Source organism: Caulobacter sp. D5 (assembly GCF_003185805.1).
Classification (GTDB): Bacteria; Pseudomonadota; Alphaproteobacteria; order Caulobacterales; family Caulobacteraceae; genus Caulobacter.
This window is the reverse complement of sequence record NZ_QHJY01000106.1, coordinates 1-11,704: the sequence shown is the minus strand read 5'-3', so window position 1 is coordinate 11,704 and position 11,704 is coordinate 1. Positions and strand designations below refer to the sequence as shown.

Below are 11,704 nucleotides of genomic sequence, written 5' to 3'. Positions count from 1 at the left end.
GCCCGCCCTGCGCCCGGTCGTGGTCACCACGACGAACGGCAAGGTCGTCGACGTCGGCGGCGCGCCCGAGACCTATGTCGTCAAGTCGGGCGAGGGCCTCGACGCCGTCGGCCGCAAGATGGGCCTGTCGCGCGCCGAGCTGGCCAAGCTGAACGACCTCGACGAACCCTATCGCCTGAAGCCCGGCCAGAAGCTGAAGGGCAAGTCGACCAAGGCCAAGGCCTATGTGGTCGAGAGCGGCGACACCCTGAGTTCGATTTCCCGCCGCTTCAGCGTCACCCCGGCCGCCCTGGCCGAGGAGAACGATCTGTCGTCGGGCGCCTCGATCCGCGCCGGCCAGAAGATCCGCCTGCCGCAGGGCTACAAGGACAAGGGTCCGGCCAAGACCACGGTGATGCAGCCGGTCCCCGGCGGCTCGACCTCGCTGGCCGGCGCCGCGCCCGCGCCGACCTATTCGGCCCCGCCGATCGGCTCGTCGCGTCCGACCGCGCCGCCGCCCTCGCGTCCGGTCGTCGCCGAGCGCGACCCCGAGCCGACCCCGGCCGCCACGACGACGACCACCGTCTCGATCGCCGGCAAGGTGATCGAGGTGGCCGGCAAGCCGAAGATCCACACGGTGAAGTCCGGCGACGCCATCGACTCCATCGCCCGCGACCTTGGCACCACCCGCAAGGACCTGGTCGAGGACAACGATCTGAAGGCCCCGTACGTCATCCGTCCGGGCCAGAAGCTGAAAGGCCCGGCCACCACCGACAAGGCCTATGTGGCCGAAAGCGGCGACACCCTGGCCGGCGTCGCCAAGCGCTTCAATGTCAGCGTCTCGGCGCTGTCCAAGGAAAACAACCTGCGCGCCGGCGCGTCGCTCAAGAAGGGCCAGAAGGTCGTCCTGCCCGACGGCTACAAGGACCGGGGTCCGATCCGCACGACGGTGACCACGCCCGCGCCGCGTCCGGCCGGTTCGACCACGACGGCCCAGGCGCCGGTCAGCTCGCCGCCGACCACCGGTCTGCCGTCGGCGCCGCGTCCCTACACGCCGTCGGGTTCGACCCCGTCGACCACCTATCCGCGCCCGAGCGCCCCGGTGTCGGCCCTGCCGGTGACGCCGCCGTCGGCCCCGTCGCGTCCGATCATCGAGAGCAGCGCTCCGCCGACCGAGGCCGAGATCGCCGCCGCCGGCCGTGGCCGCTTCGTCTGGCCGCTGCGCGGCGACATGATCAACGCCTACGGTCCCAAGGGCCCGGGTCAGCGCTTCGACGGCCTGGACATCCGCGCCCCGGTCGGCACGCCGGTCAAGGCCGCCGCCGCTGGCGACGTGGTCTATGCCGGCAACCAGGTGCCGGGTTTCGGCAATCTCGTCCTGATCAAGCACGCCGACGGCTGGGTGACGGCCTACGCCCACCTGTCCACGACCAGCGTCAAGATGCGCCAGGCGATCGCCCAGGGCGAACAGCTCGGCACGGTCGGCCAGACGGGCGACGCCCCCGAACCCATGCTGCACTTCGAGGTTCGCTTCGCCCCGACCCCGAAGGACAAGGCCAAGCCGGTCGACCCGGCCCTGGTGCTGCCGCGCTAAGGCTGGACTGCTGAAAATGAAAAGGCCTCCGGGATGTCCCGGAGGCCTTTTCTTTGATCCTCAAAGCCCGTCATCCCGGATAAGCCCTGCGGGCTTTCCGGGATGACGGGTATGGGCGTCGCAGTCTGTGAGCCTACTTCACCACCCCGCAGGCGCTGCGCGCGCCGGCGCCGCCGATCGGCTGGCTGGTGTAGTCGTCGGGGCTGGCGTGAATGACGATGGCCGAGCCGTCGGCGTCCAGCAGGGCCGGGCGGCCGCGCCCGCCCTTCAGCGAGACGAGCTGCGAGAAGAACTCGGCGCTGGCCACGCCATCGGCCCCGGCATGCAGGTTGGGCAGGTCGCCGTTGTCGTTGCCCTCGGCGTTCAGCAGGCCGTGGACCACCGTGGTCGCCGCGTGGACGTGGGCGCCGGCCGACTTGAAGTCCGGCGTTCCGCAGTCGCCCTTCTCGTGGAAATGCAGGCCGTGCCAGCCCGGCGTCAGGCCCTTGGCCTCGATGCGCAGCAGCACGCCGCGCGGCCCTTCGGTGAGCGTCGCCGTGCCGATCGACTTGCCGTCAGCGCCCTTGATGTCGGCGGTCGCTGTGGCGGGCGCCTCGGCGGCGGAGGCCGCGGTGGCGGCGACGAGGCCGGCGGCCAGGAAAAGGGCGGTCAGACGCATGAAACTGCTCCTGCAATCAAAGGGACGCATGGGGCCGCGAAGGTGGCGCCGTCCGTGGTGGAATGCTAACTGTTTCCGACTGTTCCGTGTTCGATTCTGACGGCGAAAAATCCCCTTGAGCGACGATCAAAACACTCTGCCCCCTGAAGGGCCGCGCGGAGACATCGCCCCGATCAACATCGAGGACGAACTGCGCCGTTCGTATCTCGACTACGCGATGAGCGTGATCGTCAGCCGCGCCCTGCCGGACGCGCGCGACGGCCTCAAACCGGTGCACCGCCGGGTGCTGTTCTCGATGCACGAGCAGGGCCAGACGCCCGAGCGTCCGTACGTCAAGTCGGCCCGCGTCGTCGGTGACGTCATGGGTAAGTATCACCCGCACGGCGACGCCTCGATCTACTTCACCTTGGTGCGCATGACGCAGTCGTTCTCGATGGGCCTGGTGCTCATCGACGGCCAGGGCAACTTCGGCTCGGTCGACGGCGATATGCCCGCGGCCATGCGATACACCGAGTGCCGCATGGCGCCGCCGGCCATGTCGCTGCTGGCCGACCTCGACAAGAACACCGTCGACTTCGCCGACAACTACGACGGCAAGGAGCAGGAACCCACCGTCCTGCCGTCGCGGATCCCCAACCTGCTGGTCAACGGCGCGGGCGGCATCGCCGTCGGCATGGCCACCAACATCCCGCCGCACAATCTGGGCGAAGTCATCGACGCCTGCCTGCTGCTGATCGACGAGCCCGATGCGACCACCGACCAGCTGCTCGACCTGGTGCCGGGTCCGGACTTCCCGACCGGCGGCGAGATCATCGGCCGGGCCGCCCCGCGCCAGGCGCTGCTGACCGGCCGTGGTTCGGTGATCATGCGCGGCGTGGCCTCGGTCGACGAGATCCGCACCGGCCGCGAAGCCATCATCATCACCGAGATCCCGTATCAGGTGAACAAGGCCAACCTGGTCGAGCACATCGCCGAACTGGTCCGCGACAAGAAGATCGAGGGCGTTTCCGACATCCGCGACGAGTCCAACCGCGACGGCATGCGCATCGTGGTCGAACTGAAGCGCGACGCCTCGGGCGAGGTGATCCTCAACCAGCTCTACCGCTTCACGGCGCTGCAGAGTTCGTTCGGCGTCAACATGCTGGCCCTGAACCGCGGCCGCCCCGAGCAGATGGGCCTGCGCAAGCTGCTTGAGGTGTTCGTCGAGTTCCGCGAGGAAGTCGTCGTCCGCCGCACCAAGTTCGAACTCGGCAAGGCCCGCGACCGCGGCCACGTCTTGGTCGGTCTGGCCATCGCCGTCGCCAATATCGACGAGTTCATCCACATCATCCGCTCGTCGAAGGACCCGGCCGAGGCGCGCGAGCGCCTGGTGGCCAAGGCCTGGCCGGCCGGCGACATGCTGCCCCTGGTCGACCTGATCGCCGACCCGCGCACCGTGCAGGAAGACGGCGGTCTGATCCGCCTGACCGACGAGCAGGCCCGCGCCATTCTCGCGCTGACCCTGTCGCGCCTCACCGGCCTTGGCCGAGACGAGATCGGCAACGAAGCCGCGAGCCTGTCCGACGCCATCCGCGGCTATCTCGAACTGCTCTCCGACCGCGCCAACATCATGGCCGTGGTCCGCGAGGAACTGGTCGAGGTGAAGGACAAGTTCGCCATTCCGCGCCGCTGCCAGATCGTCGACGGCGACGCCGACATGGAAGACGAGGACCTGATCGTCCGCGAGGACATGGTCATCACCGTCACCATGGGCGGCTACGTCAAGCGCACGCCGCTGGCCAACTACCGCACCCAGCACCGGGGCGGCAAAGGCAAGTCGGGCATGGCGACCAAGGACGAGGACGCCGTCACCCGCGTGTTCTCGGCCTCGACCCACGCGCCGCTGCTGTTCTTCACTTCGGGCGGCAAGGTCTACAAGCTGAAGGTCTGGAGGCTGCCGCTGGGCGCCGCCAACTCGCGCGGCAAGGCGTTCGTGAACCTGCTGCCGATCGAGCCGGGCGAGACCATCACCTCGATCCTGACCCTGCCCGAGGACGAAGCCACCTGGGACGGCCTGGACGTGATGTTCGCCACCCGCTCGGGCAGCGTCCGGCGCAACAAGCTGAGCGACTTCGTCGACGTCCGCCGCAACGGCAAGATCGCCATGAAGCTCGATGACGGCGACGGCATCGTCGGCGTGTCGGTCTGCAACGCCGACCAGGACGTGCTGCTGACCACGGCCGCCGGCCGCTGCATCCGCTTCTCGGTCGAAGAGGTGCGGGTGTTCGCCAGCCGCGACTCCACCGGCGTGCGCGGCGTGAAGCTGGCCGACGGCGACACCGTCATCTCCATGGCCGTGCTGCGCAGCGTCGCGGCCACCCCGGCCGAACGCGCCGCCTATCTCAAGCACCAGCGCGCCCTGCTGCGCGCCGCCTCGGGCGAGGAGGGCGAAGACGCCCCGGCGCCGGAGGAGACCGAGGAAGAGGCCGACGAGACCAGCCTGACGGTCGAGCGCATCGCCGAACTGGGCGCGGCCGAGGAGATCATCCTGACGATCTCGTCGGAAGGCTACGGCAAGCGCACCAGCGCCTATGACTTCCGTCGCACGGGTCGTGGCGGCCAGGGTCTGGCGGCCCAGGATCTGAGCAAGCGCGGCGGCAAGCTGGTGGGCTCGTTCCCCGTCGAGGAGAGCGACCAAATCCTGCTGGTGACCGACGCCGGTCAACTGATACGGTGCCCCGTCACGCAAATTCGTGTTGCGGCGCGGAATACTCAGGGCGTAACCGTCTTCCGCACGGCGGCAGACGAGCATGTCGTGAGCGTCGAGCGTCTGGCGGAAGCCGGCGGCGACGAAGGGCAAGGCGACGCAAGCGGGGCGGATGAGACCCCGTAAGTCAGAGGACGCAGGGGGTTTCATGCGCATTGGCCTCTATCCCGGGACGTTCGACCCGGTCACCAACGGTCACCTCGACATCATCGGTCGAGCGGTCAAGCTGGTCGACCATCTGGTCATCGGGGTGGCTGTGAACATCGGCAAGAACCCCCTGTTCACGCTAGAAGAGCGGGTCGCCATGCTGCAGCGCGAGACGGCCCACCTGGGCGGCGCGGTGATCGAGGTCCGGCCGTTCGACAGCCTGCTGATCCACTTCGCCCGCGAAGTCGGCGCCCAGATGATCGTCCGCGGCCTGCGGGCCGTGGCCGACTTCGAGTACGAATTCCAGATGACGGCGATGAACCAGCAGATGGATCGCGAGATCGAGACCGTCTTCCTGATGGCCGACCCGCGCCACCAGGCCATCGCCTCCCGCCTGGTCAAGGAAATCGCCTCCCTCGACGGCGAAGTCGGCAAGTTCGTCACGCCCGGCGTGGCGGCCGAGCTGATCGGAAAGATCAAGAACCGCTGATAGATCCTCTCCCTGAAGGGGGAGGTGGCCCGGAGGGCCGGAGGGGGAAGTCCCTGCTGAATTCAGCGAAGTTACCGACGGAGGCGGCCACATCCCCCTCCGTCGGCTTCGCCGACACCTCCCCCTTCAGGGGGAGGGTCTTTCGCCCACAAGTCGTCGAAATCGTCGGCGCATATCGGCAGCGCTTGTCGTACCGCTTCGCGCGCGTTAACGCGGAGCGGGAGATCTGTTCGGGGAAATCCATGAAGTCTGCGTTCCGCGTTCTCGGCGTCGCCGCCCTGGCGCTCGTTTCGGCCTCGGCCGCGCCCATCGCCGCGTCGGCTCAAGTCGCCGAATGGCGCACGCCCGACCCGCAGAACGTGCTGGTGGTCGAGACCAACAAGGGCCGCATCGTCGCCGAGCTGGTTCCCGAGGCCGCGCCGGGCCACGTCGAGCGGGTGCGCGAACTGGCCCGCGCCGGCTTCTACGACGGCCTGACCTTCTTCCGCGTCATCGACACCTTCATGGCCCAGACGGGCGATCCGAAGAACGACGGCACCGGCGGCTCGGACAAGCCGGACCTGACGGCCGAGTTCACCTTCCGCCGCGCCGGGACCGGCGGTTCGTTCGTCCCGGCCGGCAAGCTCGGCTCGCTGGAGACCGGCTTCGTCGGTCCGCTGGCCGTGACCAGCCAGTCGTCGATGCTGGCGGCCATGACCGCCGACGGCAAGGTGCAGGCCTGGGGGAACTTCTGCCCCGGCGTGCTGGGCATGGCCCGCGCCGGCGATCCCAACAGCGCCAACAGCCAGTTCTTCTTCATGCGTCAGCACTACCCGTCGCTGGACAAGACCTACACCGCCTTCGGCCGCGTCCTGTCGGGCCTCGACGTGGTGCGGGCCATCAAGGTCGGCGAGCCGGTGGCCGATCCGCAGGACAAGATGATCAGCGTGAAGGTGCTGGCCGACATCCCGGCCGACAAGCGCCCGACCGTGCAGGTGATGGACACCCGCGGCGCGGCCTTCGCCGAAGTGCTGAAGAAACGTCAGGCTGAGCTTGGCGTCGGCTTCAACATCTGCGACGTGGAAGTGCCCGCCAAGGTCAGCAAGTAAGCCGAGGTCCTGATGCGCCTGCCGATCGCCGTCGCCGCCGTCTCCCTGGCCGCCTTCGCGGCGGTCGTCCCGGGGGCGCAGGCCGCGTCCAAGGCCAAGCGGGCCAAGGCGGTCGCGGTCGAGGCGGCTTCCGGTCCCAAGGCCGCCGACTGGCGCACGCCGGCGCCGGAAACGGTGATGGTGATCGACACCAATCGCGGCCGCATCCTGGTCGAGCTGATCCCCGAAGTCGCGCCCGCCCATGTGGCGCGCCTGCAGGAGCTGACCCGGGCCGGCGTCTATGACCGCCGCACCTTCTTCCGGGTCATCGACCGGTTCATGGCCCAGACCGGCGATCCCGAGGACACGGGGCAGGGCAATACCGACAAGCCCAACCTGAAGGCCGAGTTCACCTTCCGCCGCGACCAGGACCTGCCGTTCGTCGTCGCCGCCTCGCCGGCGGGGACCGAGGTCGGCTTCCTGAAGTCGCTGCCGGTGGTCAGCCAGGGCTGGGCCTGGAGCACCATGACCAGCGACAAGAAGGTCGCCGCCTGGGGCACCTATTGCCCGGGCGTGGTCGGCATGGCCCGCGACGACGCGCCCGACAGCGCCAACAGCCAGTTCTTCCTGATGCGCCAGCCCTATCCGTCGCTGGACAAGCGCTACACGGCCTTCGGCCGAGTGATCGCGGGCCTCGACGTGGTGCGGGCGATCAAGACCGGCGAGCCGGTGGCCGATCCGCAGGACGAGATGACCACCGTGCGGCTGCTGGCCGACATCCCCGAGGCCGAGCGCCCGAAGATCAAGGTGATCGACCCGAAGGGCGCCTGGTTCCAGGGTCAGATCGCCGCCGTGCGCAAGGCGCGGGGCGCGGATTTCTCGGTCTGCGACCTCGAGGTTCCCGTCGAGGTGCGGTGAGGGCGGTTCACAGCCGCTTTCCGGCGGGCTAAAGAGCCCCAACTATTCCACTCCGAAGGGACGACCATGTCGGCTGACCTCGAAAACACCCTGATCCTGACGCTGGAGACCGGCCCGGTCACCATCACCCTGCGTCCCGACCTGGCGCCCGGCCACGTCGAGCGGATCAAGGAACTGGTCCGCGAGGGCTTCTACGACGGCGTCGTCTTCCACCGCGTGATCCCGGGCTTCATGGCCCAGGGCGGCGACCCGACCGGCACCGGCCGCGGCGGCTCCTCCAAGCCCGACCTGAAGGCCGAGTTCTCGGCCGAGCCGCACGTGCGCGGCGTCTGCTCGATGGCCCGCACGCCGGATCCGAACTCGGCCAACAGCCAGTTCTTCATCGTCTTCGACGACGCCACCTTCCTCGACAAGCAGTACACCGTCTGGGGCGTGGTCAGCGAAGGCATGGAGCACGTCGACAGCCTGCCGAAGGGCGAGCCGCCCCGCGCGCCGGGCAAGATCGTCAGCGCCAAGATCGCCGCCGACGCCTAAGTTCAAAGGGGCCCCTTCGGAAACGGAGGGGCCCTTTTCCTTTCCGGGCTTCTTCCTTTCGATCAGCTCCGCTTGAGCAGGATCACCACCGGCCGGTGGTCCGAGCCCAGGTGCGGGCCGCGCTTGACCGAGACCGTCTTCCACTCCTTGCCCGCATAGACGTGGTCGATGGGCATGAACGGGAAGGGGGCCTTGAACAGCCGCGTGAAGGCGCCCGAAGGCCAGGAGGCCAGGGCCAGGGTCCGCCGCTCCAGGCCGAACAGCTTGTCCTGCCGACGCAGGCTCCACGACCAGGGCGTGGAGTTGAAGTCGCCGGCGACGATCATCGCCCGCTTGTCGAAGCCGCCCAGCATCTCGGCCAGGCGACGGGTCTGCACCTGCTGGCGGCCGGCGGGGATCGGCCAGACATAGTGGGTGGCGACCACGGTGAACGGCCCCTTCGGGTCGGCCAGGGTGGCCCAGGCGGCCGAGAACGGGCGGTCGCGGTCATAGACGCCGCCGCGGGCGACCATTTTCTTCTTGCTGAAGATCCAGGTGTCGCAGGGCCGGGTGTTGCCCACGCACGAGACGACGAACGGATAGAGCCGGCGCAGCGGGCCGACCAGGGCCCAGGCGCTGCCGCCGCCCTCCTCGACGAACAGCACGTCGGGATCCTGGGCCAGCACCCATTCGAGGGCCTCGGTCGGGTCGTCGTTCGAGGCCCAGGCGTTGAACTGGACGATCTTCAGCGTCGCGGGGCCGGGATCGGCCTTGCGGGTCTGGGCGGCGATCAGTTCGGGCGCCATCAGGCCGCCATGGGCCAGCAGGGCCAGGACGCCCATAACGACGATGGCCCAGCGCTCGCTTCGCCGCGAGACGACCGCGCCGACCAGGGCGCCGGCCAGGGCCAGCACCAGCCAGATCGGGGCGAAGTGGTTGGAAATGTCCAGGCGGTCGCTGAAGGCGCCGGCCAGCCCCGTCAGGCCCAGGGTCAGGGCCAGCAGGACCAGCATCAGGGCGCCGCCGCGGAAGAAAAGCCGGACGAGGTGCAGGATCAGTTGCATGTCTCATGCCTTAGCATGGCTTGGCGACGGCTGTGTAAGCCGGCCGACGATCCTGGCCCTCGGGAGAGCTGTTGCACGGTCGCCGGGCGCCGTGCGGCGGCCGCGCGCCTTGACCTTGCCGTCCCTTCGTGGCCTTGAAGCCGGCCCATGCGCCTTTCCGACTTCGACTTCGACCTTCCCGACGACAGCATCGCCCTGCGCCCGGCCGAGCCGCGCGACAGCGCGCGCTTTCTCGTCGTGCGTCCGGGGCAGGGGCTGGCCGACCACATCGTCCGCGAGCTGCCCGATTTCCTGCGTCCCGGCGACGCCCTGGTGTTCAACGACACCCGCGTGATCCCGGCCCGGCTGTCGGGCCTGCGCGAGGGCCGCACCACGGGGGGAGCCGACGGTACGCCGGTGGCCGTCGAGGCCACCCTGCATCGCCGCATCGCGCCCGACCGCTGGAGCGCCTTCATGCGCCCGGGCAAGCGGCTGAAGGCCGGCGACCGCGTGGCCTTCGCCGCCGTCGGCTCGGCGCCCTGCGAAGCCGAGCGCCTGGACGCCACCGTCGTCGAGAAGCACGAGGGCGGCGAGGTCGTGCTGGCCTTTGATCTTTCTGGTCCCGACCTCGACATCGGCATCGCCCGGCATGGGATGATGCCGCTGCCGCCCTACATCGCCGCCAAGCGCGCGGAGGACGACCGCGACCGCGCCGACTACCAGACCGTCTACGCCCGCGAGGACGGTTCGGTGGCCGCGCCGACCGCCGGCCTGCACTTCACGCCAGGCCTTCTGGAGGCCCTGAAGGCCAAGGGCGTCTCGCTGCACTTCGTGACCCTGCACGTGGGGGCGGGCACCTTCCTGCCGGTGAAGACCGACGAGGTTTCCGAGCACAGGATGCACGCCGAGTTCGGCGAGGTCTCCGCGCAGACGGCCGACGCCCTGAACGCCGTGCACGCCGCCGGCGGGCGCATCGTCTGCGTCGGCACCACCAGTCTGCGGCTGATCGAGAGCGCCACCGGCGAGGACGGGGTGATCAGGCCCTTCGCCGACGAGACGGCGATCTTCATCACGCCGGGCTACCGCTTCCGGGCCGTCGACGTGCTGATGACCAATTTCCACCTGCCCAAGTCGACCCTGTTCATGCTGGTCAGCGCCTTCGCGGGCCGGGCGACGATGCGCGCGGCCTATGAGCACGCCATATCGACGGGCTACCGCTTCTATTCCTACGGCGACGGCTCGCTGCTGTTCCGCGCCGAACCAGAGACCGTCTAGATGGCCGCCTTCCCCTTCGAGATCAAAGCCACGGACGGCAAGGCCCGCACGGGCGTGCTGAAGACCCCGCGCGGCGACATCCGCACCCCGGCCTTCATGCCGGTGGGTACGGCCGGCACGGTCAAGGCCCTGACGGTCGACCAGGTCAAGGACACCGGCGCCGACATCATCCTGGGCAACACCTATCACCTGATGCTGCGGCCGACGGCCGAGCGGGTGAAGCGCCTGGGCGGGCTGCACAAGTTCATGCGCTGGGACAAGCCGATCCTGACCGACAGCGGCGGCTTCCAGGTGATGAGCCTGTCGGGGATCAGCAAGGTCACCGAAGAGGCCGTTACCTTCGCCAGCCACATCGACGGGACCAAGCACGTGCTTTCCCCCGAGCGGTCGATGGAGATCCAGGCCGACCTCTTGGGCAGCGACATCGTCATGCAGCTGGACGAATGCGTGGCCTGGCCGGCGGAAGAGGCCAGAGCGCGAGCGGGCATGGAGCTGTCGGCGCGCTGGGGCCTGCGCTCGAAGACCGCGTTCGGGACGCGGGATGCGCAGGCGCTGTTCGGCATCCAGCAGGGCTCGACCTTCGAGAACCTGCGCAAGGAGTCGTCGGAGCGGCTGCAGGAGATCGGCTTCGACGGCTACGCCATCGGCGGGCTGGCGGTGGGCGAGGGGCACGAGGCGATGTGCGAGGTCCTGGACTACGCACCGGGCCTGCTGCCGGCCGACAGGCCGCGCTACCTGATGGGCGTGGGCAAGCCGATCGATCTGGTGGAAGCCGTGGCGCGCGGCGTCGACATGTTCGACTGCGTGCTGCCGACCCGCTCGGGCCGCCACGGCCAGGCCTGGACCTGGGACGGGGCGATCAACATCAAGAACGCCCGCTTCGCCGAGGACGAGAGCCCGCTGGATCCGACCAGCGACTGCCCGGCCAGCCGTGACTATTCCAAGGCCTATCTGCGTCACCTGTTCAAGGCCGAGGAGATCCTGGGGCAGGTGCTGCTGTCGTGGCACAACATCGCCTTCTTCCAGGCCCTGACGGCGGCCATGCGGGCCGCGATCGCCGAGGGGCGGTTCGAGCAGTTCCGGCGGGATTTCGCGGCGCGGCAGAAGTAGATCCTTCTCCCCTTGCGGGAGAAGGTGGCGACGAAGTCGACGGATGAGGGGTCTCTCAGACTTGAGACGCCTCACCCGGCCTGACCGCTTCACGCAGCTTTGAGTTCTGAGAGACCCCTCACCCGACCTCCTTCGGAGGCCACCCTCTCCCGCAAGGGGAGAGG

10 protein-coding genes are annotated in these 11,704 nt (G+C 69.0%); 8 read left to right on the top strand and 2 right to left on the bottom strand.

All coding sequences use genetic code 11. The features are described 5' to 3' along the window. Nucleotides 1-1,573, top strand: a 1,573-nt coding sequence (locus DMC18_RS07985; RefSeq protein WP_110132829.1) for a LysM peptidoglycan-binding domain-containing protein, incomplete at its 5' end; no start/stop codon positions are given. 133 nt (nt 1,574-1,706) lie between these two features. Here DMC18_RS07985 and DMC18_RS07980 read toward each other — a convergent pair. Then, nucleotides 1,707-2,231, bottom strand: a complete 525-nt coding sequence (locus DMC18_RS07980) for a superoxide dismutase family protein (protein ID WP_110120907.1) — start codon at nt 2,229-2,231, stop codon at nt 1,707-1,709. Nucleotides 2,232-2,346: 115 nt separating this feature from the next. Here DMC18_RS07980 and gyrA point away from each other — a divergent pair, with 115 nt between their 5' ends. The 5 genes from gyrA (at nt 2,347) to DMC18_RS07955 (ending at nt 8,133) form a co-directional block, all read left to right on the top strand. Further along, entirely contained in the window at nt 2,347-5,103 is a 2,757-nt protein-coding gene (gene gyrA / locus DMC18_RS07975) for a DNA gyrase subunit A (protein ID WP_110120906.1), read from the top strand. Between the two features lie 22 nt (nt 5,104-5,125). Beyond that, on the top strand, nt 5,126-5,614 hold the full coding sequence (coaD, locus tag DMC18_RS07970; protein WP_110120905.1) for a pantetheine-phosphate adenylyltransferase: 489 nt from the start codon (nt 5,126-5,128) through the stop codon (nt 5,612-5,614). Between the two features lie 242 nt (nt 5,615-5,856). Beyond that, entirely contained in the window at nt 5,857-6,702 is an 846-nt protein-coding gene (locus DMC18_RS07965) for a peptidylprolyl isomerase (protein ID WP_110120904.1), read from the top strand. Between the two features lie 12 nt (nt 6,703-6,714). Beyond that, complete coding sequence (locus DMC18_RS07960) at nt 6,715-7,599, top strand: peptidylprolyl isomerase (protein ID WP_110120903.1); 885 nt, start codon at nt 6,715-6,717, stop codon at nt 7,597-7,599. Between the two features lie 66 nt (nt 7,600-7,665). Beyond that, a complete protein-coding gene (locus DMC18_RS07955) occupies nt 7,666-8,133 on the top strand; it encodes a peptidylprolyl isomerase (RefSeq protein ID WP_110120902.1) in 468 nt (155 codons plus the stop codon). A gap of 62 nt (nt 8,134-8,195) precedes the next feature. Here DMC18_RS07955 and DMC18_RS07950 read toward each other — a convergent pair whose 3' ends face one another. Further along, entirely contained in the window at nt 8,196-9,176 is a 981-nt protein-coding gene (locus tag DMC18_RS07950; protein ID WP_110120901.1) for an endonuclease/exonuclease/phosphatase family protein, read from the bottom strand. A gap of 147 nt (nt 9,177-9,323) precedes the next feature. Here DMC18_RS07950 and queA point away from each other — a divergent pair, with 147 nt between their 5' ends. Both queA and tgt read left to right on the top strand, forming a co-directional pair. Next, nucleotides 9,324-10,430, top strand: a complete 1,107-nt coding sequence (gene queA, locus DMC18_RS07945; protein ID WP_110120900.1) for a tRNA preQ1(34) S-adenosylmethionine ribosyltransferase-isomerase QueA — start codon at nt 9,324-9,326, stop codon at nt 10,428-10,430. Beyond that, a complete protein-coding gene (tgt, locus tag DMC18_RS07940) occupies nt 10,431-11,540 on the top strand; it encodes a tRNA guanosine(34) transglycosylase Tgt (RefSeq protein ID WP_110120899.1) in 1,110 nt (369 codons plus the stop codon). It begins immediately after the preceding gene. Nucleotides 11,541-11,704 lie beyond the last annotated feature (164 nt).